The organism is Streptomyces sp. WM6372 (assembly GCF_001279655.1).
In the GTDB taxonomy this organism is placed as follows: domain Bacteria; phylum Actinomycetota; class Actinomycetes; order Streptomycetales; family Streptomycetaceae; genus Streptomyces.
The window spans coordinates 58,550-84,040 of sequence record NZ_LGDB01000227.1 but is presented as its reverse complement, the minus strand read 5'-3'; the positions used below and the strand labels follow the sequence as shown (position 1 = coordinate 84,040).

The following is a 25,491-nucleotide window of genomic DNA, read 5'->3' as shown; positions in this document are numbered from 1 at the left end:
AGATGCGCCATTTCCCGAAAGATTTCCGTCGACAGCCGTGCACATTCGGGCGTGTTTTCCGATGGGGTGGTGTTGGGGGAGCGGCCGGTCCGACCGGCCGCTGGATGTGGGGGGCAGGCATGCCCGTTCCGTTCACTCACCGGAAGGCTTCCCGCCGACGTGATTCCTGTCGAGACCTTCGCTCCCGCGCCGATACTCGTCGTTTCCGACGCTTTCGATGCCGTCAGGAGACACCCACGCCTGCCGGGTGCGAGGACCCGGGCAGCGACCGCTCGTACCGGCGACGACCGGCATCCCTGGAGGAGCGCATGAGTGAGGGCGAGTTCGACCCGTCCGGGGACCGGGCGGTCTCCAGCGAGCTGGCCGGCGTGCTGCCGGTGGAGTTCAGCGCGTTCCACTCCCAGCACCACCGCGCCTACCTGCGCTACGCGCACCTGCAACTGGGCTCCCGCCAGGACGCCGAGGACGTCGTCGACGACGTGTTCACCTTCCTGCTGAAGGTGTGGCGCCAGGCGCTGAAGGAGGCGAGCCTGCACGGCTTCGCCTGGGCGGTGCTGCGCGAACACGTCGCGCGCAGGCTGGCGCTCCTCGGCCGGCCGGCCGCCATGGTCGAGACGGCCTGGTTCGCCGCCCTGCGCCGCGCATCCCGGCACCGCATGGAACTGCTGGAGGCCAAGCTCGGCCTGTACGCGGCGATCGCGTGCCTGCCCGAGCGGCACTACGACGTGGTGTTGCTGGCCTTCCTGCTGGGGTACGACAACGGCACCGTCGGCCGGACGTTGGGGATCTCCCCCGCGGCGGTCCGTTCGCACATTCGAGGCGCAAGCCGAATCCTGTCCCAGAAACTCGGGGCGGACTGGGCTCCTGGAGAGGAGAAGGGCGAGTGAGCGACATGACGGCCGGCCACGACGCCGTGCCGGGGGAGAGGCTGGCGGCGGCACTGGAGGAGGCCGAGGTGCTGGTGGAGGAGTACGCCGGCTACGACGAGGACGCCGCCCGGCGGCGCATCGCCCGCCGCATCGCGGCGGACCGGGCCCGCTCGGCGACCGGCGCCACCGGCCGGGGCGCTTTCCCGGCACCGGCCTCCCTCGCCGGCCGCGCGCCGCTGCCCCGGCCCGTGCCCACCGTGGCGGACGACCTCGTGCTGGACGCCGCCTGCCACGTACGGGCCGCCCGGGCGCTGGACGACCTGGCCTGGTCGCTGGCGGAGAGCCGGTCCTTCGCCGAGCTGGCCCTGGCCGCCGGCACCTGGCCGCACGGAGCGGAACCGGCGCTGCTGTTCGGCTGCCTCCTGCACCTGGCCGACCGGATGGAGGGCGCGCAGTTCTGGTTCCAGTACGCGGCCGGGGCCGGCTCGCGGACGGCCGCGCGCCTCCTGCACCTCCACCACCTCGCGCGCGCCGAGGTGGACACCGCCCGGCACTGGAAGGCGCTGGCGCAGGCGCTGCCCCCGGACGAGGCACTGCCGCACCTGCCGGAGGTCCCGGAGAACCTGGAGGAGGCCCTCGGCGCCTCGGTCATCTGGACCTCACCGCCCATCAGCACCCAGGACCTCACCGCCCTCACGGCGGTGAGAGGGTACGGCGGGCGGCCCCCGTACCGGCTGCCCGCCCGGCTCCGGCGGGCCGTCACGGCCCTGAGCTGGAGCGACGACCAGGACCAGGGGGAGGTGTACCTCCCCGGCCCGCACGTGGCGGTGGCCATCGCCCGGCACGCGCGGCTGGACATCCTGCACCTGACCGACGAGGCGAACGCCTGGGCGCTCGAAGCCCTCAGGCACCCGCAGCCGACCGGGTCGGCACGCGGCTCGTCCCCGTCGCGGCCGGCTCCGGTCGCCATGGAGGCCGTCCACCGCGCGCTGCGCGTCCTGGAGGTCGTGGGCAGGTACTCGGGCGGGGTGGGCCTCGCGCAGATCGCCCGCGAGACGCGGCTGCCGCAGCTGGTACTGGCCCGGGTGATGGAGCAGCTCGTACGGGCCAACCTGGCGGCCCAGGCCGGCCCCGGGGCGTACATCGCGGGCCGGGCGCTCTTACTGACCGGGGCGGCGTCCGGCGACGGACGCGGACACCTTCAGGAGACCCTCGCCTGGGTCCGGGACGCGGTCGGCGCCGCCGTCTACGTGGCCCGGTACACCGACGGCGAAGTGTGCATCACCCAGTACGCCGACGGTCCCGCGACACCGCTCGTGGACGAGTGGGTCGACTTCCGGGCCGCGGCCCACGCCTCGGCCGTGGGCAAGGCCCTGCTGGCCCAGCTCGGGCCCGACGGCCGCAAGGACCACCTGTCCCGGCACCGGGCGGCGCGGTTCACCGCCCACACCATCACCCGGCAGGACGAGCTCTTCCGGCAGCTCGACACCCGCCGGCCGGGAGCCCCCCTGCTGGACCTCCAGGAGTACGCCGTGGGCACGGTCTGCGCGGCCGTCCCGATCACCTCGGGCCCCAACGCCGAATGCCTGGCCCTGTCCATCCCGGCCCCCGACCCGCACCGCCTCGTGCAGGCCGCCCGGATCCTGCAGAGCGAGGCCGCGGCGGTGCTGCTCGCCCTGATCGTGACGGGCACCGGCCCGTCCGCCGCCCCGGGCACCTCCCGTCCGGCACCGCGGCGGGAGGAGGGAGCGGGAGAACCCGGCAGCATCCTGATCACCGCCACCTAGCCGGCGGTCCGCGCCCCGGGGCGGGTCTCGCGCAGACCGCCCCGGGCGTCACCCGACCGCGCCGTCCCGCTGGCACGAGGGCCCGGCGGGCGGCTTGCTGGAGAAATGACAGAGCGAGCGCCCGGGACCCGGCAACAAGCCCTGAGCACCCCCAAGGCCGCAGGGCTGGCGGGGGTCGTCTTCGCGGTCCTGCTCGCGACGGCGATCGTGCTCGCCCGGATCGCCCTGCCCGAAGGGGGCGGCAGCGGGCACATGGAGATCGCCCCGGGCAAGCGGGGGGCACTGCAGACGGCGACCGAGCTCGTCCCCTTCGCGGGCATCGCCTTCCTGTGGTTCATGGGGGCACTGCGCGAGCACACCGGGGACGCCGAGGACCGGTTCATCGCCACCGTGTTCCTGGGCAGCGGACTGGTCTTCGTCGCCTGCCTCTTCGGCGCCGTCGCCGCCGCCGGGACCGTCCTCGACGCGGCGGACCCCACGGGGTTCGGCAGCCACTTCGCGTACACGCTGCTCACGACGTACGGAATGCGGATGGCGGCCGTCTTCGTCCTCGCGACCTCGACCATCGGGCGCAAGCTCGGGGTCCTGCCCAGACCCCTGGTCCTGATCGGGACCCTGGCCGGGGTGGTCCTGCTGGCGGTGGGCTCCACCGTGCCGTACTGCGAGCTCGTCTTCCCGGCCTGGGCGCTGCTCATCAGCCTGTACATCCTGCGCGCCGCCCGCCGCTCCGCGTGACGTCCGGTCGCCGCCGCCGCCCGTCACCCCAATGGCCCGGCCGGACGGGCCGTCCCGGCTCCCCGGCCGCACGCTGGCCGAGGAGCCGGAGGGGCCAACGAAAGGAGTGGACCTTGCTGAGGCTTGTCGTCGATCTCAACCGGTGCCAGGGATACGCGCAGTGCGCCTTCCTCGCACCCGACGTCTTCGCGATGCACGGAGACGAAGGCCTGCTCTACGACCCGCAGGCGCAGGACGCCCACCGTGCGCGCGTGGCCCAGGCGGTCGCCGCCTGCCCCGTGCAGGCGATCCTCGTGGACGAGCTGGACATGGCCGCCACCGCGCCTGCCACCGCGCCCGGCGCCCCCGGTGCCGCCGGGGAGGCATCCGATGGCTGACACCGCCCTGGACCACCTCAAAGCGAACGGCCGGATCGTCGTCGTCGGCGCCTCGCTCGCCGGGCTGCGCGGCGCCGAGACCCTGCGCGAGAAGGGCTTCAAGGGCTCGCTGACCATGATCGGCGACGAGCCCCACGAGCCGTACGACCGCCCGCCGCTGTCCAAGCAGGCGCTGCTGGGCATGGGTACGGCCGAGGGCACCGCGCTGCCCCGCCGCCTCGACATCGACGCCGAATGGCGCCTCGGGGTTCGGGCCAGCGGCCTCGACATGGCGGCCCGGCGGGTCAAGCTCGCCGACGGGGACGAGGTCCCGTACGACCGGCTGCTGATCGCCACCGGCGTCCGGGCCCGGCCCTGGCCGAACCCGGCCGAGGGCGAGCTCGACGGCGTGTTCGTGCTCCGCACCCGCGACGACGGCGCGGCCCTGGCCCGGCGGCTCGACGCGGGCCCGCGCCGGGTCCTGGTCATCGGCGCCGGGTTCACCGGCTCCGAGATCGCCTCCGCCTGCCGCGAGCGCGGAGTGGAGGTCACCGTCGCCGAGCGCGGCGACGCGCCGCTGGTCGGAGCCCTCGGCGGGGTCATCGGCGCGGTCGCCGCCGAACTCCACCGGGAGAACGGCGTCGACCTGCGCACCGGCGTCATGGTCACGGCCCTGGAGGGCGACTCCACCGGACGCGTCCGCGCCGCGCACTTCTCCGACGGCACCTCGCTGGAATGCGACGTCGTGGTCGTCTCGCTCGGCGCCCAGCGCAACACCGAGTGGCTGACCGGCTCGGGACTCGGCGCCGGCCCCCGGGGCATCGCCTGCGACGCGGGCTGCCGGGCCTTCGACATCCGCGGCATCGTCACCGACGACATCTTCGTCGCGGGCGACGTCGCCCGCTCCCCGCACCCGCTCTTCGGCTACCAGTTCCTCTCCCTGGAGCACTGGGGCAACGCCGTCTCCCAGGCGGAGACCGCGGCCCACAACATGCTCAGCGAGAGCACCGAGCGCCGCCCGCACATCTGGGTGCCGGCCTTCTGGTCCTCGCAGTTCGGGGTGAGCATCAAATCGGTCGGCGTGCCCTCCATGGGCACCGAGATCATGATCACCCAGGGCTCGCGCGCCGAACGCCGCTTCACCGGCGTCTACGGCTACCAGGGCCGCGTCATCGGGGCGGTCACCTTCGACAACTCGCGCTGGCTGCAGTTCTACCAGCAGCAGATCGAGGCCACGGCGCCCTTCCCGCCGCCGTTCGCCACGGTCGACCGGCGCCCCGAAGGGCAGAAGCCCCTCCCCGCGGACTTCCCCGACCCGTCCGTGCCCACGCACGGACCGACCATCACCCTCAGTGGATACTCGCCGGCCGACCGGCGCCTCACGTTCACCCCCGCCGGGCACTGACCCGCCCGCCCCCCGGAGGACCCGGCATGAAGCAAGGCATCCTGAGTGACATCCTCGACTACTCGAACCGCGCGAACCCGTACCCGCTGTACGCGGAGCTGCGCAAGACCCCGGTCTTCCATGACGGGGACGGACCGTACGCCATCAGCACGTACCACCACATCCAGAGCCTGCTGCACGACCCGCGGCTCAGCTCCGAGGCCCGCAACCTGTCCGCGAGCGCCGGGGACCCTCTGGCGAGCGCCGAGGACGAGGGAGCCTCGGCCCTGCCGCCGAGCTTCCTCAAGCTTGACCCGCCGGAGCACGACCGGCTGCGCCGGATGACCAACCGCCCCTTCGGGCCGCCGCACTCCCCGCACCGGGTCGACGACATGCGCGGCTTCCTGGGCACCACCGTCACCGGACTCATCGACAACCTCGGCGACCCGGAACGGATCGACCTGGTCGACCAGTTCGCCTACCCGTTCCCCGTCACCATGATCTGCCGGCTGCTCGGCGTACCGCGCGAGGACGAGGCCCGCTTCCACGTCTGGGCCGACACCCTGGCCGCCAGCCTGGACCCCGACCCCGACGCCGACCAGACGGAGCGGGAGAAGAAGACCCACGACGCCCGGATGGAACTGGGCATGTACCTGGCCGGGCTGATCGAGGAGCGCCGCAAGAACCCCGGCGAGGACATGCTCTCCCAACTGGCCGTCGGACACGGCCAGGACGAGACGATGAGCACGATGGAGCTGCTGAGCACCGCCGCCCTGCTGCTCATCGCGGGCCACGAGACCACCGTCAACCTCATCACCAACGGGATGCTCACGCTGCTGCGCAATCCGGACGTGCTGCGGCAGCTGCGCGAGACGCCCGACCTCGCCGTGCCCCTGGTGGAGGAGCTGCTGCGGTTCGAGCCGCCGGTGCAGCTGCTGCCGCAGCGCACCCCGCTCGTGGACATCGAGGTCGGCGGGGTCACCATTCCCAAGGGTTCCTCGATGTGGCTGATCCTCGCCTCCGGCAACCGGGACCCGAACCGCTTCGAGAACCCGGACCGCTTCGACCCGTACCGCAAGGACATCCAGCACCTGGGTCTCGGCAGCGGCATCCACAGCTGCTTCGGCGCCCCGCTGGCCCGGCTGGAGGCGCAGCTCGCGCTGAGCGAGCTGGCCCGCCGCCTGGAAAACCCGCGCCTGGTCGAGGACCCGCCGCCCTACCGGCAGAACGCGGTGCTGCGCGGCCCGCGCCACCTGCGGATCACGTGTGACGGGGTCCGTCCCTCCTGAAGCCGCGGGCCGGATCGGCGGCCCGCGGTTCCTCGCGTGGGCGGCGTGGACCGGAAGGCCCGGAAGGAGGGGTGCCGGTGCCGGCCGTCCGCCTGTGCGCAGGCGGTCGGCACCGGAACCTGCTAGGAGAGCTTGCCGTCGTAGTCCGGGAGCTTGAAGGTGCGCTCCGCGTGCCCGCCGACCAGGTCGCTGTTGTTGTTGCCGATGTTGGCGATGATCGTGTAGCCGCGGCCCTCGATCTCGGCGCGCTTGGCCGTCTTGTAGGCGCTGACCTCGCTGAAGAGGGCCGGCAGGTCCCGGACGTACAGGTCCGTGACGGGGTAGCCCACCGCCTTCAGGTTGTGCTCGGTGAGGGAGTGGATGATCCCGGGGCGGGCGGTGACGAAGATGATGGCGACGCCGTGCTCGTTCGCGTACTGGGTCAGGTCGCGGACCTCGGAGATCGCCGGGGTCGGGAACGTCCAGAACCAGTGGAAGTCCGTCTCCAGCGAGGAGTTGTCGATGTCGAGGACGATCGCGGGCTTCTCGCCGGCGGGCGACTGGGCGATGCGCTGCTCGACGTACGGGCGGGCCGTGGCCATGACGGCGGCGACATCGCGCTTCCACGTGCCGTAGTCGATGCCGCGCAGGAGGGCGTTGCCGCCGGGCGCGGAGGCGGAGGCGGTGGCCGCGGCCGGGGCGGTCACCGGGGCCGGGACCGGGGCGGGGGTGGCCTGGGCGGAGGCGGTGGGGGCCAGCGTCAGGACGACGGTGGCCGCGGCCGTGGCGGTGGCGGTGCCGAGCAGGCGGACGCGGGCGCGGGTGCTGCGCATGTGGGGGCGCTCCTCAGGGGGATTGACATGTACGGTGCCAGAATCCGGAAGATCGCCCCGCCTGTCTACTGACCGGTAGTTAACTTCAGGTGGCCGTCCAGCCACCATCGAGGGGGAGTGAGGTTCCCGTGAGGTAGCCGGAGTGGGGTCCGCACAGCCACACCGCCGCCGCCGCGACCTCCTCGGGCTCGATCAGCCGCTTGATCGCGGACCGGGTCAGCAGCACGTCGGACAGCACGTCGGCGGGGCCGATGCCGTGTGCGGCGGCCTGTTGCTCGATCTGCGCCTCGACCAGGGGGGTGCGGACGTAGCCGGGGCTGACGCAGTTGCTGGTCACCCCGTACGGGGCGCCCTCGATCGCGGCGACCTTGCTCAGCCCCTCCAGCCCGTGCTTCGCCGCCACGTACGCGGACTTGTACGCGCTGGCCCGCAGCCCGTGGGCGCTGGAGATGTTGACGACCCGACCCCAGCCGGCCGCGTACATGTGCGGCAGCACGTGCCGCAGCAGCAGGAACGGCGCGGTGACCATCACCTGCTGGATCAGGGCGAACCGCTCGGCCGGGAACTCGGTGATGGGGGCGACGTGTTGCAGGCCCGCGCTGTTGACCAGGATGTCCACCGCGGTCGGCAGCCGCTCGATCGCGGCCGGATCGGCGAGGTCGACGACGTGCGCCCGCCCGCCGACGAGTGCGGCGACGGACCGTGCCGGCTCCTCGGCGATGTCGGCCACGTGCACGGTGGCGCCCGCACCGGCCAGGGCGATCGCGCAGGCCCGCCCGATGCCGCTGCCGCCGCCGGTCACCAGCGCGACGCGCTCCCGCAGGAAAGGAAGTTGGCTCGTCATGGCTGAACCCTAGGGAGGGCGGGCGGCCGCGCCCATGGCCCCGCACGCCACACTCGGGGGCCGGGGTGTGGTGTACGGCCCCATGGGCGCGGGCGCGCGGCGACGGTCGGCGTCAACGCCGCCCGGTGGAAAGGAAGTCGAGCACGGTGGCGCTCGCGTCCAGTGCGGTGCTGACGGAACCGAAGCCCGCGGGCGGGGGAACGGCCGAGCCGGGCCAGGTGTGGCCGGCCCCCTGCATGACGAGCAGCCGTACGGCCGCCCCCGCCGGCCCGGCCGGCCAGGTGACGCAGTCGTAGCCGGGCTTGCCCTCCTCGACGGGACCGCCGGCCCCGCCCGCGGCGGCGAACGCCTCCGCACTGGCCCGGGCGGACATGGTCGCGGTGATGGGTTCCTCGCCGGGAGCGGCCGGCCCGGGACTGGGCAGCCCGGCCAGCGGCCGTACGGGGTCCTCGGCCCCGTAGACGATCAGCACGGGCACCGGCCCGGTGGGCTTCACGGCGGCGGCGCCCGTGGGGAGTTCACCGGAGACCGAAGCCGCGCCCGCGACCAGGCCGGGACGCTGGGCGGCCATGCGCAGGGCCATGGAGCCGCCGTTGGAGAACCCGGCGACGTAGACCCGGTGCGGGTCCGCCCGGCCGGTGCGCACGAGTTCGGCGACCAGCGCCTCGGTGAAGCGGACATCGGCGTCCGGATCCGGCCGCCGGTCGGTGGGGGCGGTGCCGGCGCCCCAGGCCTTGCCCAGGGCTTCCGGGTACACGAGGAGCATGCCGCGGGCGTCGGCGGCCCGGTCCAGACCGCTCTGCTTCCGCAGGTTCTCGGCGTCGGCCCCGCGCCCGTGGAAGGCGATGACCAGCGGCCGGGGCCCGCCGTCGGCCGCGGCGGGGCGGTGCATCAGGTACTCCCGGGTGCCGCCGTCCACCGTCAGCCGCTCCCGGCTGTCGACGCCGGGGACGCCGGAGGCGGCGGGGGCGGACGCGCTCAGGGTCGAGGTCGGCCCGGCCGCGGCGGGCGGCCGCGCGGCCGTCGAGCAGCCGGCGACCCCGGCGGCGGTCAGCGCGAGACCGAGGGCGAGGGCGGCGGCGTACGGGACGCGACGTCGGCCGTGTCGGGTGCGCCGGGGCCCGGTGCGGTCGGGGGACGGGGAGGACGGGTTCGAGGACATGCCGTGAGCACAACACCCCCGCCCACCCCCCGTCCAAGATCCCTATCGATCTCGGATCGATCAAACTCCGATATCGTTGCTGGCCGTGGACCTGATCCGGCATCTGCAGTGCTTCGTGGCTGTTGCAGAAGAAAGACACTTCGGCCGTGCCGCCGAGCTGCTCGGCATGGCCCAGCCACCCCTGTCCCAGCGCATCCAGCGCCTGGAGCGCGAACTCGGCGTCCGGCTCTTCGAACGCACCAGCCGCCAGGTGACGATCACCGCGGCGGGCACGATGCTGCTGGAGGACGCCCGCCTGCTGCTCGCCCGCGCGGACGCCCTCGCGGCCACCGCCCGCCGCATCCGCGACGGCGAGAGCGGACTCCTGCGTGCCGCGCTGCCGCCCGACCTCGCCGGCGAGGCGATCGCCGCGATCCTGGCCGCCTTCCGGCAGCACCACCCGGGCGTGGAGCTGGAGCTCCACGAACTGTCCACCGCCGAGCAACTGGCCCGGTTCGCCTCCCGCGAGCTCGACGTCGGGCTCGTCCGGCACCCCTGCGACATCGCCGGGCTGGAGCTCGGGCCGGTCCTGCGCCGCGAACTCGGCGTGCTGCTGCCCCGCGAGGCCCCGGCCGCCGCCCTGGACGAGGTACCCCTCGCCGCCCTCACCGGATACGGCCTGGTCCTCTTCCCGCGCGCCGAAGCCCCCGCACTGCACGACGACGTACTGAACACCTGCGCGCGGGGCGGTTACACCCCCGCCACCGTCCGCCAGGGCCGCGGCACCGGCTTCGTCCGCGGCCTCGTCCTCTCCGCCGGCGCCGTGGCCTTCGCCCCGCGCGACACCGGGTCGGCCGACGCCCCCGGCCCGCACGCGGACATCGTCTGGCGGCCCCTCACCGGCGCCCCGCTGGCCTGGCGCCACAGCGTCGCCTGGCCGCGGGGCCGCGGCGACGCCGCCGTCGGGGCCTTCGCCGAAGCGACCACGCGCGCCCTGTGGAACACTGCGGCGGTGACCGCCGACGCACCCGCGCGGCCGCTCCACCTGCGCCCGGCAGCGGAGTACTGGCTGTGACCCACGCCCTCCGCCGCATCGCCGCAGCCTTCGCCGAAGCCGGCGTCAGCGGCCGGCTGCACGCCGTCGACATCGATTCCGGTACGGAGATCGACGCCGGTGCGGACCACCCGGTCGTCACCGCCAGCGTGCACAAGCTCTGCCTGCTCGTCGCCCTCCACCAGCACGCCGCGGCCGGCCGCCTGGACCTCACCGAACAGGTCGAGTGCCCGCCGGACGACCGCACCGCCGGCCCCACCGGACTCGCCGCCATGCTGGATCCCGTACGCATGTCCCTGCGCGACGCCGCGTACCTCATGACGGCCGTCAGCGACAACGCCGCCGCGGACCTGCTCCTCGCGCGCATAGGCCTCGACGGCGTCAACGAGGCCACGGCCCGGCTCGGCCTGACCCGCACCCGCGCCGTCCACACCTTCCGCTCGCTCTTCGCCACCGTCCGGGAGGACGCCGGACCCGCCGGAGCCCCGGCCCTCGCCGATCCGCAGGTCCTCGCCCGGCTCCGCGCCCTCGACCCGGCCCGCGGCAACCGCAGCACACCCCGCGACATGACCCGGCTGCTCGCCGCCGTCTGGCGCGACGAGGCCTGCACCCCCGAACACGGCGCCGCGATCCGCCGCCTGCTCGGACTCCAGGTGTGGCCCCACCGCATGGCCGCCGGATTCCCCTTCGACGACGTCCACGTGGCCGGCAAGACCGGCAGCCTGCCGACCGTGCGCAACGAGGTCGGGGTCATCGAGTACCCCGACGGCGGCCGCTACGCCGTCGCCGTCTTCACCCGCGCCGCCAACCCCGCGGCCACCCTTCCCGCGGCCGACGCGGTGATCGGCACCACCGCCCGCATCGCCGTCGACGCCCTGCGCGCGAGGCGGGTCCCTCCGGATCCCGCCTGACCCCGCCCGACCCGGGCGTACTCCACCGGGAGTACGCCCGATCGGCCCGCCCGGCGGACGACGGCGGCGGGCCCGGGCGTCTAGCGTGGCCGCATGGCGGAGCGGCGGTGGGAGTACTGGGCGGAGCGCACCCGGGGCGGGCGGCTGCCGTGGCGGTCCTCGCTCCTCGTGGCCGTGTTCGCTCAGGCGGCCACCGGGTGGGTGCAGCACGTCCAGCCCGGCCGCGAGCCCATCGGCGCGCTCGGGCGGCTCCTGCTGCTCCTCGGGCCCGCCCTGCTGGTGCTGCGCCACCGGTACCCGGTGCCCGTCCTCTACGGCGTCTGCGCCGTCACCCTCGGCTACCTCGCCGGCGGATACCCGTACGGCCCCGTGTTCCTCAGCGTCGCCCTGGCCTGCCTCGCCGCCGTCGTCTCCGGACACCGCCACGCCGCCTGGGGCGCGGTGGGCGCCCTGTGGGCCGGCCATCTGCTCATCGGGCACTGGCTGTACCGCTGGCTGCCGCCGCCCGGCGACGGCCCCGCCCCCTGGGGGACGGAGGGCGGCATCACCGCCTGGGCGATCGCCGTGCTCGCCGCGTCCGAGGTGGTCCGCGTACGCCGGGAGCAGTGGGCCCGGGACCGGGCCGAGCGGAAGGCCGCCGAGCGGCGCCGGGTGGACGAGGAGCGGCTGCGGATCGCCCGCGAGCTGCACGACGTACTGGCCCACAGCATCTCCGTGATCAACGTGCAGGCGGGCGTCGGCCTGGCCCTGCTCGACACGGACCCCGAACAGGCCCGGACGGCGCTCACCACCATCAAGGCGGCCAGCAAGGAGGCGCTCGGCGAGGTCCGGCAGGTCCTGAACACCCTGCGCGCCCCCGGCGAGGCCCCCCGCGCCCCCGCCCCCGGACTCGACCGGCTCCCCGAACTGGTCGCCCAGGCGGCCTCGGCCGGGCTCACCGTCTCCGTGACGGGGGAGGAGCAGGCCCGGGGACTGTCCCCGGCCACGGACCTCGCCGCGTTCCGGATCCTCCAGGAGGCGCTCACCAACGTGGTGCGCCACTCGGGCTCGCGGACCGCCCGGATCCGCGTCACCCGCCCGCTCGGTGCGCTGGAACTGCAGGTGGACGACGACGGGCCCGCCACCGGCGGTGACGCCGGCGGCAGCGGTACCGGCCTGATCGGGATGCGCGAGCGGGCCGCCGCACAGGACGGCACCATCGAGGCCGGCCCCCGGCCGGACGGCGGCTTCCGGGTGCTGGCCCGGCTCCCGCTGACGGACACCGGATCGCCGGGGAACCCGGCATCGAGGAAGGACCAGGAGTGATCCGCGTACTGCTCGCCGACGACCAGGCACTGGTACGGGCCGGCTTCCGCGCCCTGCTCGACGCGCAGCCGGACATCGAGGTGGCCGGCGAGGCCTCCGACGGGGCCGAGGCCGTGCGCCGGACGCGCGAACTGCGCCCGGACGTCGCCCTGATGGACATCCGCATGCCGGAGCTCGACGGCCTCGCCGCCACCCGCACGATCACCTCGGACCCCGCACTGGCCGCGGTGAAGGTGGTCATGCTGACCACCTTCGAGCTCGACGAGTACGTCTTCGAGGCGATCCGCTCCGGTGCGTCCGGGTTCCTGGTCAAGGACACCGAGCCGGAGGAACTGCTGCGCGCGGTACGGGCGGTGGTCGCGGGCGACGCGCTGCTCTCCCCGGGGGTGACGCGCCGGCTGATCGCGGAGTTCGCGGCCCGGTCGAAGGCCCCCGAGGCGGCGGCCGGGCTGGACCGGCTGACCGAGCGGGAGCGCGAGGTGATGGCCCTGGTCGGCCTCGGGCTGTCCAACGAGGAGATCGCCCGCAGGCTGGTGGTCAGCCCGCTGACGGCGAAGACGCACGTCAGCCGCACCATGATCAAGCTCGGCGCCCGGGACCGCGCCCAGCTGGTGGTGCTCGCGTACGAGACGGGTCTGGTCAGGCCCGGCTGGCTCGGCTGAAGTCCCCTGGCCGCGGGTACTCCCGCCGCCGTACGCACGGTGCCGCCGGCCGTACGACGACCCGGGCACCCTCCCGGGGCGACTCTCGGAAGCGACAAGGAAACCCCAACCCCTTCCGAGGAGCTGAACCGAGATGAACACCCTGGCCTTCGACGGACCCGGCCCGTGGATCCTCTTCTTCCCGCTGGTCTGGGCGGCCGTCGTCTTCGGCGTCGTCACGGTCCTGCGCCGCACGGCGTGGCGCGGCGGCCGCGGCCCGCGCGGACCGTGGGCGATGCGGGGCTCGTACGGCGAGAACTCGCCGATCGCCATCCTGGGCCGCCGGTTCGCCACCGGCGAGATCGACGAGGACGAGTACTGGCGCCGGCTGTCCGTCCTGGACGAGCAGTTCGGCCGGACGACCCTGGACGGCAAGGGCGGGGCCGGCTGACCCCCGACCCCCGACTTCCGAGATTGCGCCCCGCGCCCGAGCGGGGCGCGAGTCGGCAGGGATACCTTCCCGCGATGGATTCGAACACGCAGACACTGGACACCTCTTCGCCCAGCCGCCGCGGCCTGCTCCTCGCCGCCGCGGCGGGCTCGGCGGCCGTGGGGTCCGTGCTCCCCCTCTCCTCCGCCTTCGCCGCCTCCGCCGCTCCCGCCCCGGCGCCCGCCGCCGAAGCGGAGGCCGCCACGGGCCCCGTCTCCCCGCAGGAGGCGCTGCGCCGGCTGACCGCCGGCAACCGGCGCTGGCGTACGTACGGGCAGGAGCACCCGCACGAGTCGGCCTTCATACGGCTGCGGCTCACCAAGGCCCAGCACCCCTTCGCGATCGTCCTCGGCTGCGTCGACTCCCGCGTGCCCCCGGAGCTCGTCTTCGACCAGGGCCTCGGCGACCTCCTGACCGTACGCTCGGCGGGCGAAGTGCTCGACGAAGCCGTCCTCGGCAGCGTCGCGTTCGGGGTCCTGGAACTGGAGGTCCCGCTGGTGCTGGTGCTCGGCCACCAGTCCTGCGGGGCGGTCGGCGCGGCCGTCCGCGCCGAGGAGACCGGTGAGCCGCTGCCCGCGCACATCCAGTACCTCGCCGACCAGATCCGGCCCTCCATCGACCACACCCAGCAGGGCGAGGCCCGCATCGACGCCACCATCGACGCGCACGCCCGGCGCACCCGCGACCGGCTCGCGGCCGAGCCCGACATCGCCCGGCGCGTGGCCGCCGGCAAGCTGGCCGTCGTCGCCGCCCGCTACGGGCTCCGGGACCAGCGCGTGCGCACCCTGGCATAGACCGGGCTCCCCGGGGGCGCTGGAGCGCCGCTGTGCGCCCCTGGTGGAGACGGCCGGCCGGCCGCCAGGCTGGAGCCCGGTACACCCACCAGGACGGGGGGCACGGTCGATGTCGACGTCGATGGAGAACCAGGGGAAACCGATCACCACGCACGACATGGTGGTGGTCCACCGGATGTTCCGGCGCGAGTTCGGGGCGGCGGCGGGCCGGGTGCACGGGGTACGCCACGGCAGCCGCGCCCAGGTCAGGCTGGTCGCGGAGCGGCTGGAGCTGCTGCTCGACACCCTGCACCACCACCACGAGGGCGAGGACCGGCTGTTGTGGCCCAAGCTGGCCGAACGCCGACCGGACCAGGGCGAGTTGTGGAAGCGGATGCAGGGCCAGCACGCCGAGCTGTCGGCCCGCCTCGCACGGGCGGGGGCCCTGCTCGGCCCGTGGGCGGCCGCCGGCGGGAGCACCCACCGGGAGGAGCTGGCCGAGGCGCTCGACCAGGTGTCCAAGGCCGCCGGGGACCACTTCGACCAGGAGGAGCGCGAGGCGCTGCCGCTGGTCCCGGGGGCGGTGTCGCAGGCGGAGTGGGACGAGATCGGCGACGCGGCCAGCGCCGCCGTACCCAGGAGCAGGCTGTTCACCGTCCTCGGCATGATCCTCAAGGAGACGGACCCGGGCGAACAGATCCTGATCATGGGCCACCTGCCGCTGCCGCCGCGGGTGCTCTGGCGGGCGGTCGGCGAACGCAACTTCCGCCGCCTGGAACAGCGCCTGGAGGCGGCGGTGGGCCATGGCTAGGCGGTACCGACCGCGGTGCTAACTGCGGTACACGCGGAGGTCCGAGACCTCGTACGACATCTCCGAGACGCCCGGGTCGGGGGCCGGGTGGTAGCGGCCCGCGCACACGGAGAGGTTCACGATGAGGTACGCCCGCCAGCGCCGGCCCACCCCGCTGTGGTCGGAGTACGCGCGGGTGCCGTTGACCCACCAGGTGACCGAGTTCGTACCGAACTTGACCTTGAGGTCGACCCATGCGCCCGGCTGGATGGCGGGGTCGTGGAAGTAGTGCGAGCCCCCGCCCCGGACGTGGTTGGAGAGTTCCAGCAGGTCCGGGTTGTCGGGGTGGTACTCGAAGACGTCGACCTCCTGGCCGCCGTCCCGCCAGGTCCAGATCGCGGGCCAGGCGCCGACCGCTTCCGGCAGCCGGACCCTGGCTTCCAGCACGTCCTCGGCGCGCAGCAGGAAACCCTCCTCGCTGCCCTCGGTGGTCAGCAGTCCGGAGTCCCAGTTGCCGTCCGGCCGCCGTGTGGCGCGGAAGGCCCCGCCGCGGCTGTAGGAAGGGTCGTCGACCAGATGATCGAGTTTGTTGTCGCCCGGATTGACCGGGCCGTTGTCGGGGAAGGCCGAGGTCTGGCCGGCGACCCAGCGGGAGGTCGAGCCGAAGTCGGCGGAGAAGACGAGGGTGCGGGAGCGCCGGAACGGGGCGAGGAGTTGGGAGATCACGCCGCAGGTCTGCCCAGGACACGCCGTCCGCATTCCGGTGATCTTTGCCGAAATACGGACGGGAGGGGCGCTTCGGGGCACTTCCGGCGCCCGAGGTGCCGCCCCGGCGCCCCCCGGCGCACGTCGGTCAGGAGCCGGACTGCTGCTGGCGCTCGGCCTGCTCGGCGTGCTTCTCCTTGATGCGGACCGCTTCCTTGCGGACATCGGCCTGGGTGGCGCGCTCCTTCTGGAGCCACTCCGGGTTCTCCTGCTTCAGCGCGTCGATCTGCTCCGTGGTGAGGGCCTCGGTGACCCCGCCGCGCGCGAGGCCGGCGATCGAGACACCGAGCTTGGACGCGACCACGGGCCGGGGGTGCGGGCCGTTGCGTCGCAGTTCCTGCAGCCACTGGGGCGGCTCGGCCTGCAGCGCGTTCAGCTCGCTGCGGGTCACGACACCCTCCTGGAACTCCGCGGGGGTGGCTTCGAGGTACACACCCAGCTTCTTCGCCGCGGTGGCGGGCTTCATGGTCTGGGTGGTCTTGTGCGACGTCATGGGGTCAAGGGTATCGAGCGTGTGCGCTACTTCTGACCACGGCCGGTAACCTGGGCGGGTGACAGGCTCGGAAGCATCTCCCACGGCATCGCCCACGGCGTCTCCCTCGTTCCGGCTCGCGTACGTCCCCGGAGTGACGCCCGGCAAGTGGGTGCGGATCTGGAACGAGCGCCTGCCCGACGTCCCGCTGACCCTCCTCCAGGTGTCCGCCGCCGAAACCCCGGACGTACTGCGGGGCGGCGGCGCCGACGCCGCCTTCGTGCGGCTGCCGATCGACCGGACGGGCGGCCTGGCCGCGATCCCCCTCTACACCGAGAACACGGTCGTCGTCGTCCCGAAGGACCACCTCGTGGCGGCCGTGGAAGAGGTCTCCACCGAGGACCTCGCCGACGAGATCGTGCTGCACCCGCTGGACGACACCCTGGACTGGGAGGGCCTGCCCGGGCGGCCCGCGCTGGAGCGCCCCGCCACGACGGCGGACGCGATCGAGCTGGTGGCGGCCGGGATCGGCGTCCTCGTCGTCCCGCAGTCCCTCGCCCGCCTGCACCACCGCAAGGACCTCACGTACCGGACGGTGACGGACGCCCCGCAGTCCCGGGTGGCCCTGTCGTTCCTCGAACTCGACGGTGAACCCACCGACCTGGTCGAGGAGTTCATCGGGATCGTGCGCGGCCGGACCGTCAACAGCACGCGCGGCCGCGGCGCCCCGACCCCGCCGCAGCCGAAGCAGCGCAAGCGCCCCGACGCGGCGGGCGCGGGGCGGGGGACCGCGGCCGGGAAGTCGGGCGGCAAGAACCCGCGCGGCGGCTCCGGCGGCGCCAAGAGCGGTGCCAAGAGCAGCAAGGGCGCGAAGGGCGGCAAGAGCGGCAAGCCCCGCCGCCGGCCGTAGGGGGTGTCCGCAAAGCGGCAGCCCGCCCTGGACCGCGTACGGTCACGCTCGGTGACCGTACGGGGCGAACAGGACGCTAGTCGCCGATCCTGACCAGGGCGAGCGTGATGTTGTCGGGGCCGCCGGCCTCGATGGCGGCCTTCCAGAGCTCGAACGCCGCCTTGCCGTCGTCGTGCACCCGCAGCAGCTCTTCGAGCTCCTCGGGCGGTACCGGGTCGGTCAGCCCGTCCGAGCACACCAGGTAGCGGGCTCCGGCCGGCAGCGGCTCGGTCGACACGTGCGGGGTGATCCCGATGTGCCGGCGCGCGCCGCCGAGCGCCTGGGTCAGTACGGACGTGGTGCGCTGCCCCGGTTCCAGCGGCGGATTGTCGTCCACGCTCACCTGCCGGACCTCCTGCGCCGTGGCGTCGAGCACCCGGCTGTCGCCGACGTTGAACGAGATCAGCGCGTCCTCCAGGACGACCGCACCCGCCACGGTGGTGCCCATGGCGGCCAGCTCCGGATCGCTGCCACCGGCCGCGTAGACCGCGTGGTTGCACAGGGCGAGCGCCTCGCGGACGGCGCCCTCGCTGTCCAAGGAGGGCCCGAGCATCGCCAGTTCGCGTACGACCAGCGCACTGGCCACCTCGCCCGCCGGCTGTCCGCCGATCCCGTCGGCGACCGCGACGACGAGCGGCGAACCGAGCGGGAACACGAACGTCTGCGGATTGCGGGTCACACCGGCGCACAGCGTCCACGGCCCGACGACGAGGCTGTCCTCGTTGTGGTCGCGTACCAGCCCGGCATGGCTCAGGGCGCTCACCGCTATGTACGTCATCGCACCCCCATTGTCCCGCCGCGCGGCCGCCGGCGCCCTACCCGGGCTCCCGGCCCCCGCCCCCGCCGAGCGCCTGCCGCTCCATGAGCCGCGTGACGTCCTTCGCGGTGACGATCCCCACCAGCCGGTCCGCGTCCACCACCAGGAGCGGCAGTCCGGTCCCCGGCCGCAGCGCGTCCAGGGCCTCGCCCAGCAGATCGCCCGGGGCCGCCACCGCGCACCGCTCCAGCGGTGTCGCCACGTCGCGCACGCGCACGTCCTCGCGCTGCGCCTGCGGGAGCCGGGCCAGCCCGCGTACGTGCACCACCCCGCTGGGGCGGCCGTCGAAATCGATCAGCGGCAGCGCGGAATGCCGGGATTCCACGGCCACCTCGTCGATGAACCGCCGCACGCTCAGCCAGTCGGCGCCGGTCGCCACCGGGCTGGACATGGCGTCGGCCACGTGCACGCCCCGGAGCCCGGTGCGCAACACGGCGTGCTGGCGCTCCGCGCCCGCGACGAACGTGATGAAGAGACCGATGAAGACGAGCCACAGCCCGCTCGACGTCCCGCGCAGGAAGGAGATCCAGCCCACGGCCGTCAGCAGCACGCCCATGACCTGCCCCATGCGCGAGGCGGCCCGGTCCGCCCGGTCCCGGTCGCCCGTGCGCCACCACAGCAGGGCCTGGAGCACCCGTCCGCCGTCGAGCGGCGAGGCCGGCAGCAGGTTGAAGACGGCGAGGAACAGGTTCGTCCAGCCGAGCCAGACCAGGACGGCGGCGGGCACCGCCCACCCGGTCAGGGAGTGCAGCCCGATCCCCGCGCCGACCGCGGCGCCGCCGATGACCAGGCTGGTGAGGGGGCCGCTCACCGCGACCGCGAAGGCCGCCGGGGCGGTCTGCGGCCGCCCCATCCGGGTCATCCCGCCCAGCGCCCACAGGGTGACGTCCTCGACGGAGATCTTCTTCCGGCGGGCCGTCGCGGCGTGCGCCGTCTCGTGCAGGAGCAGGCTGCCCATCAGCAGCAGGGCCCCCACGACGCTGGCGACGGTGTACACGGCGTTCGAGCGCCCCGGAGTCCACACGGGGAGGGTCTGGCGGCCGAGCCCGTACGCGAACAGCACCACCAGCAGCGGCACGCTCCAGTGCATGCGCAGCGGCACTCCGACGACACGTCCGATAGGGACCGAGCCGTTCATCTTCGTCTCCTGCCGGCTCGGCAGTGGGTCCACCCCCATTGTCGCCCCGGGACGGCGGACCCGTACCCGGAGCGACGGCTGCCGCCGGGCTCAGGCCTCCGTGGCGACCGGAGCGGCCGGGGCCTCGTCGAGCTCCCACGCGTGCCGCTTGTACGCGCGCAGGAAGTCGCCGTGGTCCTCCCACTGGCGGGCGATACCGCGCAACACGTCCCAGTGGTGCTCCACCGACTGGTCGATCACCCGGCGCAGTGCCGGCTCGGCCGTCGCCCGCTTCTCGAGGAGCCCCTTGACCGCGGAGGCCTCCAGCACGGCGTTGCGCAGTGCGCGCAGCGCCCGGGAGGTGTCGTCCATGGCGAAACCGCGCTCGCTGCCGGTGGCCTCGTCGAACAGCGGGGTCAGCCGCGCCTCGATGAATGCGGTGATCCGCTCGAAGTGCTGCACGTCCATCGGGGCTCCATCTCGTCTGCTTCCGGGCGCCGTGGCTGCTCGCCGGCGCGGATGAAGAATATCCGCTGAAGATCGGGAGGGGACGGGCGGCGGGCGTCCGCGCGGCCCACCTGCGCAGTGCATGCCGCGTACGGGTTCCCCGCCCAGTCGCTTTCCGGGCATCTCCGCTTCCGGGCATCTCCGCGCCCCCGGGACCCGCCCCTCCACCAGGTGGCGGTTCCGGGTGGCCACTTCCGGGTGACACCCCCGTAGGCCTCACCGGCCCGCGGGCGCCCGTGGTCGACGATCGCCAGCGGCCGTACCTGCCGCGGCCGCAGATCGCCGGGGGCCGGACGCTTGGGAGATCACGTGCACATCCTGCTCGCCGCCAGCGCGTTCAACAGTCTCACTCAGCGTGTACACGCCGAACTGAGGGACCGCGGGCACAGCGTGGCGGTCGAGCTCGCCCTGCCCGGCGTCTCCCTCGCCGAGGCCGTCGAACGCCACCGGCCGGACCTCGTGCTCGCGCCGATGCTGAAGACGCCCATCCCCCGGGAGGTCTGGTCCGCCCACACCTGCCTGATCGTCCACCCGGGGCCCGTGGGCGACCGCGGGCCCTCCTCGCTCGACTGGGCCGTCACCGAGGACGCGACCCGCTGGGGAGTCACCGTGCTCCAGGCCTGCGAGGAGATGGACGCGGGCGACGTCTGGGCCACCGCGGACTGCCCGCTGCCGCCCGTCGCCAAGAGCGACGCCTACCGCGGCGAGATCGCCGACGCCGCGCTGTCCGCCGTGCTGACGGCCGTCGACCGCTTCGCCTCCGGCACCCACGTCCCCGAGCGGCAGCGATCCGGCCGCCCCCGGCCGTACCTGCGCCAGGAGCTGCGCCGGATCGACTGGGCGAACGACTCCACGCAGAGCGTCGTCCGCGCGCTGCGCGCCGCCGACTCCCAGCCGGGCGTACTGGACGAGCTGCTCGGCGGCCAGTGGTTCCTGCACGGCGGGCACCCCGAGGACCGGCTGCGCGGCCGCCCCGGCGAACTGATCGCCACCCGCGCCGGCGCGATCTGCCGGGCGACCACCGACGGAGCCGTGTGGATCCCCGAGCTCCGGGCGCGGCGCATGCCCGGCGGACCCGGTGAGCCGGCCGCCGTCAAACTCCCCGCCACCCTCGCCCTCGGCGACCGGCTGCCGCCGCTCCCCGAGGTCCCCGCGCCGCCGTACGCCGCGGACACGGACGCGGAGGGCCCGCGCACCTGGTCCGACATCACCTACCGGGAGCAGGGCGGGGCCGGATTCCTCACGTTCTCCTTCCCCGGCGGCGCGATGAGTACGGCGCAGTGCCGGCGCCTGCTCGCCGCCTACCGGGAGGCCCGCACCCGGCCCGTCTCCGTCCTCGTGCTCGGCGGCGGCCGCGACTTCTTCTCCAACGGCATCCACCTCGGCGTCATCGAGGCGGCCGCCGACCCGGCCGAGGAGTCCTGGGCCAACATCAACGCGATGGACGACCTGGTGGAGGCCGTCCTGACCACCACCGACCGGTTCGTCGTGGCCGCCCTCGGCGGCAACGCGGCCGCCGGCGGGGCCATGCTGGCCCTCGCCGCCGACGAGGTCTGGTGCCGTACCGGGGTGGTCCTCAACCCGCACTACCGGCTGATGGGCCTGTACGGATCCGAGTACTGGACCTACACGCTGCCCCGCCGGACCGGAACCGGCGTGGCCGAACGCCTCACCACCGATGCCCTCCCGATCAGCGCCGGAGCCGCCCGCCGGCTCGGGCTGGTCGACCGTACGATCGACTGCACCCCGCAGGACTTCGCCGACGAGACGTCCCGGCTCGCCGTACGTGTGGCGGACTCGCCCGCCATCCTGTCCCGGATCGCGGGCAAGAAGGCCCGCCGCGACGCCGACGAGGGCGTCCGGCCGCTCGCCGCCTACCGGGAGGCGGAGCTGGCGCGGATGCGGGAGACCTTCTTCGACCCGCAGGCCCCCTACCACGCCCTGCGCCGCGCCTTCGTACGCAAGGAGCCCGCCGACCGCACCCCGGCCCACCTGGAGCGGACCGTGCCCGGACGGCGTACCGCGGCCCTGCCCTCCCGGCGGCCCCCGGTCACTGGACCGGCCGTACAAGACAGGGCACCGGGCCCGGCCGGCTGCTAGCAAGAAGGGTGAGGCCGGCGCGGAGCACCTGCCCGTCCGCCGTCCCCGTTCCCTGTTCCCTCCCCCTCCGCGTCCCCGGCCCCACCCACCCCCCCGCATCCCTTCCCAAGGAGCGATCCTCATGGATGCAGCAACGCCGAGCACGGCAGTAGAGGACCCCCCGATCCACATCCTCTGGATCAACGCCGGACTGAGCTGCGACGGCGACTCGGTGTCCCTGACGGCAGCGATGCAGCCCAGCATCGAGGAGATCGTCATGGGCGTCCTCCCCGGACTGCCCAAGATCGCCGTGCACTGGCCGCTGATCGACTTCGAGTGCGGACCGGTCGGCGGCGCCGACACGTTCATCGAATGGTTCTTCAAGGGGGAGCGCGGGGAGATCGACCCCTTCGTGCTCGTCGTCGAAGGCTCGATCCCCAACGAGAAGATCAAGCCCGAGGGCTACTGGTGCGGCTTCGGCGACGATCCGGAGACCGGCCAGCCCATCACCACCAGCGAGTGGATCGACCGCCTCGCACCCAAGGCCCTCGCCGTGGTCGCGATCGGCACCTGCGCCACGTACGGCGGCATCCACGCCATGGAGGGCAACCCCACCGGGGCCATGGGCGTACCCGACTACCTCGGCTGGGACTGGACCTCGAAGGCCGGCATCCCGATCGTGTGCGTCCCCGGCTGCCCGATCCAGCCGGACAACTTCTCCGAGACCCTGACCTACCTGCTCTACCAGGCGGCCGGCTCCGCGCCGATGATCCCGCTGGACGACAAGCTGCGCCCCACCTGGCTCTTCGGCGCCACCGTGCACGAGGGCTGCGACCGGGCCGGCTACTACGAGCAGGGCGAGTTCGCCCAGACCTACGACTCGCCCAAGTGCCTGGTCAAACTCGGCTGCTGGGGCCCCGTCGTCAAGTGCAACGTGCCCAAGCGCGGCTGGATGAACGGCATCGGCGGCTGCCCCAACGTGGGCGGCATCTGCATCGCCTGCACCATGCCGGGCTTCCCCGACAAGTTCATGCCGTTCATGGACGAGCCTCCGGGCGCGAAGGTCTCCGCCACCGCCAGCGGGGTCTACGGCACGCTGATCCGCAAGCTCAGGTCGATCACCGAGCACACCGTGGACCAGGAGCCCAAGTGGCGCCATCCCGGGCGGCAGTTGACCACCGGCTACCGCAAGCCCTGGTGACCGCGCCACCCGCGGCCCCGCGTCCACCCGGCCCGCACCCCACCGCTGCGCCTCTCCAAACCTCCAGCTCCCGTCTCCAAGAAGGGTCACGGCAGACAAGATGACACCGAAGACGAAGGCGGCCGGTGACGGCAGCGGCCTGGTGGAGATGGCCTGGGATCCGATCACCCGGATCGTGGGCAGTCTCGGCATCCACACGAAGATCGACTTCAAGCAGAAGAAGGTGGCGGAGTGCTACAGCACCTCGTCCGTCTTCCGCGGCTACAGCGTCTTCATGCGCGGCAAGGACCCCCGCGACGCGCACTTCATCACCAGCCGCATCTGCGGGATCTGCGGCGACAACCACGCCACGTGCTCCGTTTACGCCCAGAACATGGCCTACGGGGTGAAGCCGCCCCACCTCGCCGAGTGGATCATCAACCTGGGCGAGTCGGCGGAGTACATGTTCGACCACAACATCTTCCAGGAGAACCTGGTCGGGGTCGACTACTGCGAGAAGATGGTCCGCGAGACCAACCCCGGCGTCCTCGAACTCGCCGAGCGCACCGAGGCCCCGCACGCCGGCGAGCACGGCTACCGCACCATCGCCGACATCATGCGCTCGCTCAACCCCATCGAGGGCGAGTTCTACCGCGAGGCCCTCCAGGTCAGCCGGTACACGCGCGAGATGTTCTGCCTGATGGAGGGGCGCCACGTGCACCCCTCCACCCTCTACCCGGGCGGCGTCGGCACCATCGCCTCCGTCCAGCTCTTCACGGACTACATGAGCCGCCTCATGCGGTACTGCGAGTTCATGAAGCGCGTGGTCCCGCTCCACGACGACCTCTTCGACTTCTTCTACGAGGCCCTGCCCGGGTACGAGGAGGTCGGCCGCCGGCGCGTCCTGCTGGGCTGCTGGGGCGCGCTCAACGACCCCGAGTACTGCGACTTCACGTACGCCAACATGACCGACTGGGGACGGAAGATGTTCGTCACCCCGGGCGTGGTGGTGGACGGGAAGCTGGTCACCAACGACCTCACCGAGATCAACCTCGGCATCCGCATCCTGCTCGGCAGCTCGTACTACGACGACTGGCAGGGCCAGGAGAAGTTCGTCACCCACGACCCGCTCGGCAACCCGGTCGACGCCCGCCACCCGTGGAACCAGCACACCATCCCGGCCCCGCAGAAGCGGAACTTCGACGACAAGTACAGCTGGGTGATGTCCCCGCGCTGGTTCGACGGCAAGGACCACCTCGCCCTCGACACCGGCGGCGGCCCCCTCGCCCGCCTGTGGTCCACCGCCCTGTCCGGGCTGGTCCACACCGACTACGTCCAGGCCACCGGCCACAGCGTGGTCATCACCCTGCCCCGCACCATGACCAAGCCCGAGACCCGCTTCGAGTGGAAGATCCCGCAGTGGAGCAACGCGCTGGAGCGCAACCGCGCCCGCACGTACTTCCAGGCGTACGCGGCCGCCATCGCGCTGCACTGCGCCGAGAAGGGCCTGGCCGAGGTCCGCGCCGGACGCACCCAGACCTGGGAGAAGTTCGAGGTCCCGGACGAGTCCATCGGCGTCGGCTTCACCGAGGCCGTGCGCGGCGTGCTCTCGCACCACATGGTGATCCGCGACGGCAAGATCGCCAACTACCACCCGTACCCGCCGACCCCGTGGAACGCCAGCACCCGCGACACGTTCGGCACCCCCGGACCGTACGAGGACGCCGTCCAGAACACCCCGATCTTCGAGGAGAACTCCCCGGAGAACTTCAAGGGCATCGACATCATGCGCGCCGTGCGCAGCTTCGACCCCTGCCTGCCGTGCGGCGTGCACATGTACGTCGGCAGCGGCAAGACGGTCAAGCAGATGCACGTGCCCACCGGACTGAGCGGACTCGGCGGATGACCGCCCCGGCGACCGACGCCCGCGAGGCGGGCCGGCGGGTGGACGAGGTCCTCGACCGGCTGGCCGCCTCCGGCGACCGGGAGGCCTGCGCCGCCGCCGAGGAACTGGTGCGCGTGCTCATGGACTTCTACGGGGCCGGGCTCGCCCGGATCGTGGAGCGGCTCGGCGTGGAGCGCCTCGGCGGACTGCTGGACGACGAGCTCGTCGCGAGCCTGCTCGCCCTGCACGACCTGCACCCCGAGGACGTCCACACGCGGATCGCCCGCGCCCTGGACACCGTACGGGACCCCGTGGAGCTGATCGGCTTCGACGCGGCCACTGGCGTGCTGCGCCTGCGGTCCGCGCCGGGCGGCGGCTGCGGCTGCGGTTCCGGCGGCGACGCCGTGCCGCAGGGCGTCGAGGACGCCCTGGCCTGCTTCGCGCCCGAGGTGACCGCGGTGGAGCTCGAAGCGGCCGAACCGCCCCTGCCCCTGCTCCAGATCGGCACCCGCCCGCAGGCCCCGGCGCGGGCCCGGTGA

25 protein-coding genes and 1 pseudogene are annotated in these 25,491 nt (G+C 73.6%); 18 read left to right on the top strand and 8 right to left on the bottom strand.

What is annotated here, in order from left to right:
* Positions 1–308 precede the first annotated feature (308 nt).
* From ADK52_RS33315 to ADK52_RS33290, 6 genes and pseudogenes are all read left to right on the top strand, one after another.
* Positions 309–887: an RNA polymerase sigma factor gene (locus ADK52_RS33315; protein ID WP_234344354.1), complete on the top strand. Its 579-nt coding sequence runs from the start codon at positions 309–311 to the stop codon at positions 885–887.
* A gap of 950 nt (positions 888–1,837) precedes the next feature.
* Positions 1,838–2,554, top strand: a pseudogene (locus tag ADK52_RS44135) (IclR family transcriptional regulator); the annotation flags it as partial.
* A gap of 207 nt (positions 2,555–2,761) precedes the next feature.
* A complete protein-coding gene (locus tag ADK52_RS33305; protein ID WP_053693587.1) occupies positions 2,762–3,391 on the top strand; it encodes a hypothetical protein in 630 nt (209 codons plus the stop codon).
* Between the two features lie 116 nt (positions 3,392–3,507).
* On the top strand, positions 3,508–3,768 hold the full coding sequence (locus ADK52_RS33300; RefSeq protein WP_053693637.1) for a ferredoxin: 261 nt from the start codon (positions 3,508–3,510) through the stop codon (positions 3,766–3,768).
* Positions 3,761–5,152 (top strand): NAD(P)/FAD-dependent oxidoreductase, encoded by a 1,392-nt coding sequence (locus tag ADK52_RS33295; protein WP_053693586.1) that lies wholly within the window; start codon positions 3,761–3,763, stop codon positions 5,150–5,152. The genes ADK52_RS33300 and ADK52_RS33295 overlap by 8 nt, the downstream gene beginning before the upstream one ends.
* 26 nt (positions 5,153–5,178) lie before the next feature.
* Positions 5,179–6,420: a cytochrome P450 gene (locus tag ADK52_RS33290; protein ID WP_053693585.1), complete on the top strand. Its 1,242-nt coding sequence runs from the start codon at positions 5,179–5,181 to the stop codon at positions 6,418–6,420.
* A 122-nt stretch (positions 6,421–6,542) separates the two neighbouring features.
* Here ADK52_RS33290 and ADK52_RS33285 read toward each other — a convergent pair whose 3' ends face one another.
* The 3 genes from ADK52_RS33285 to ADK52_RS33275 form a co-directional block, all read right to left on the bottom strand.
* Entirely contained in the window at positions 6,543–7,232 is a 690-nt protein-coding gene (locus tag ADK52_RS33285) for an HAD family acid phosphatase (protein WP_053693584.1), read from the bottom strand.
* An 85-nt stretch (positions 7,233–7,317) separates the two neighbouring features.
* Complete coding sequence (locus ADK52_RS33280; protein WP_053693583.1) at positions 7,318–8,076, bottom strand: 3-hydroxybutyrate dehydrogenase; 759 nt, start codon at positions 8,074–8,076, stop codon at positions 7,318–7,320.
* Between the two features lie 112 nt (positions 8,077–8,188).
* Positions 8,189–9,238 (bottom strand): alpha/beta hydrolase family esterase, encoded by a 1,050-nt coding sequence (locus ADK52_RS33275; RefSeq protein WP_078988786.1) that lies wholly within the window; start codon positions 9,236–9,238, stop codon positions 8,189–8,191.
* A gap of 85 nt (positions 9,239–9,323) precedes the next feature.
* On the opposite strand from ADK52_RS33275, the gene ADK52_RS33270 reads away from it, so the two are divergent.
* The 7 genes from ADK52_RS33270 to ADK52_RS33240 all read left to right on the top strand — a co-directional run bounded on the left by ADK52_RS33270 (position 9,324) and on the right by ADK52_RS33240 (position 15,202).
* Complete coding sequence (locus tag ADK52_RS33270) at positions 9,324–10,292, top strand: LysR family transcriptional regulator (protein WP_078988796.1); 969 nt, start codon at positions 9,324–9,326, stop codon at positions 10,290–10,292.
* Positions 10,289–11,182 carry a serine hydrolase gene (locus ADK52_RS33265; protein ID WP_053693582.1) on the top strand — a complete coding sequence of 298 codons (894 nt, stop codon included), beginning with the start codon at positions 10,289–10,291 and terminating at the stop codon, positions 11,180–11,182. Before ADK52_RS33270 ends, ADK52_RS33265 begins: the two co-directional genes overlap by 4 nt.
* 93 nt (positions 11,183–11,275) lie before the next feature.
* Complete coding sequence (locus ADK52_RS33260; protein ID WP_053693581.1) at positions 11,276–12,487, top strand: sensor histidine kinase; 1,212 nt, start codon at positions 11,276–11,278, stop codon at positions 12,485–12,487.
* Entirely contained in the window at positions 12,484–13,149 is a 666-nt protein-coding gene (locus ADK52_RS33255; RefSeq protein WP_053693580.1) for a response regulator transcription factor, read from the top strand. The genes ADK52_RS33260 and ADK52_RS33255 overlap by 4 nt, the downstream gene beginning before the upstream one ends.
* A 133-nt stretch (positions 13,150–13,282) precedes the next feature.
* The gene (locus ADK52_RS33250) at positions 13,283–13,579 is read left to right on the top strand and encodes an SHOCT domain-containing protein (protein ID WP_053693579.1); all 297 of its coding nucleotides are present in this window, start codon (positions 13,283–13,285) and stop codon (positions 13,577–13,579) included.
* A 74-nt stretch (positions 13,580–13,653) separates the two neighbouring features.
* Complete coding sequence (locus tag ADK52_RS33245) at positions 13,654–14,412, top strand: carbonic anhydrase (RefSeq protein ID WP_053693578.1); 759 nt, start codon at positions 13,654–13,656, stop codon at positions 14,410–14,412.
* Positions 14,413–14,521: 109 nt separating this feature from the next.
* Complete coding sequence (locus ADK52_RS33240) at positions 14,522–15,202, top strand: hemerythrin domain-containing protein (protein WP_053693577.1); 681 nt, start codon at positions 14,522–14,524, stop codon at positions 15,200–15,202.
* Between the two features lie 18 nt (positions 15,203–15,220).
* Here the strand turns inward: ADK52_RS33240 and ADK52_RS33235 are convergent, their stop codons facing one another.
* Together ADK52_RS33235 and ADK52_RS33230 are read right to left on the bottom strand one after the other, a co-directional pair.
* Entirely contained in the window at positions 15,221–15,907 is a 687-nt protein-coding gene (locus tag ADK52_RS33235; RefSeq protein ID WP_234344352.1) for a glycoside hydrolase family 16 protein, read from the bottom strand.
* A gap of 127 nt (positions 15,908–16,034) precedes the next feature.
* Positions 16,035–16,439: a DUF5997 family protein gene (locus ADK52_RS33230; RefSeq protein ID WP_053693576.1), complete on the bottom strand. Its 405-nt coding sequence runs from the start codon at positions 16,437–16,439 to the stop codon at positions 16,035–16,037.
* A 58-nt stretch (positions 16,440–16,497) separates the two neighbouring features.
* On the opposite strand from ADK52_RS33230, the gene ADK52_RS33225 reads away from it, so the two are divergent.
* Positions 16,498–17,328 (top strand): LysR family transcriptional regulator substrate-binding protein, encoded by an 831-nt coding sequence (locus ADK52_RS33225; RefSeq protein WP_078988785.1) that lies wholly within the window; start codon positions 16,498–16,500, stop codon positions 17,326–17,328.
* Between the two features lie 76 nt (positions 17,329–17,404).
* Here the strand turns inward: ADK52_RS33225 and ADK52_RS33220 are convergent, their stop codons facing one another.
* The 3 genes from ADK52_RS33220 to ADK52_RS33210 all read right to left on the bottom strand — a co-directional run bounded on the left by ADK52_RS33220 (position 17,405) and on the right by ADK52_RS33210 (position 19,769).
* Positions 17,405–18,145 carry a PP2C family protein-serine/threonine phosphatase gene (locus ADK52_RS33220; protein ID WP_053693574.1) on the bottom strand — a complete coding sequence of 247 codons (741 nt, stop codon included), beginning with the start codon at positions 18,143–18,145 and terminating at the stop codon, positions 17,405–17,407.
* 37 nt (positions 18,146–18,182) lie between these two features.
* Positions 18,183–19,322, bottom strand: a complete 1,140-nt coding sequence (locus ADK52_RS33215; protein WP_053693573.1) for a site-2 protease family protein — start codon at positions 19,320–19,322, stop codon at positions 18,183–18,185.
* A gap of 90 nt (positions 19,323–19,412) precedes the next feature.
* Positions 19,413–19,769, bottom strand: coding sequence for a hypothetical protein (locus tag ADK52_RS33210; RefSeq protein WP_053693572.1), 357 nt, complete (start codon positions 19,767–19,769; stop codon positions 19,413–19,415).
* A 348-nt stretch (positions 19,770–20,117) separates the two neighbouring features.
* Here ADK52_RS33210 and ADK52_RS33205 point away from each other — a divergent pair, with 348 nt between their 5' ends.
* The 4 genes from ADK52_RS33205 to ADK52_RS33190 all read left to right on the top strand — a co-directional run bounded on the left by ADK52_RS33205 (position 20,118) and on the right by ADK52_RS33190 (position 25,491).
* Positions 20,118–21,908, top strand: coding sequence for a hydrogenase maturation protein (locus tag ADK52_RS33205; protein ID WP_053693571.1), 1,791 nt, complete (start codon positions 20,118–20,120; stop codon positions 21,906–21,908).
* A gap of 121 nt (positions 21,909–22,029) precedes the next feature.
* On the top strand, positions 22,030–23,088 hold the full coding sequence (locus ADK52_RS33200; protein ID WP_053693570.1) for a hydrogenase expression protein HypE: 1,059 nt from the start codon (positions 22,030–22,032) through the stop codon (positions 23,086–23,088).
* A 100-nt stretch (positions 23,089–23,188) separates the two neighbouring features.
* The gene (locus ADK52_RS33195) at positions 23,189–24,973 is read left to right on the top strand and encodes a nickel-dependent hydrogenase large subunit (RefSeq protein WP_053693569.1); all 1,785 of its coding nucleotides are present in this window, start codon (positions 23,189–23,191) and stop codon (positions 24,971–24,973) included.
* Positions 24,970–25,491: a hypothetical protein gene (locus ADK52_RS33190; protein ID WP_053693568.1), complete on the top strand. Its 522-nt coding sequence runs from the start codon at positions 24,970–24,972 to the stop codon at positions 25,489–25,491. Before ADK52_RS33195 ends, ADK52_RS33190 begins: the two co-directional genes overlap by 4 nt.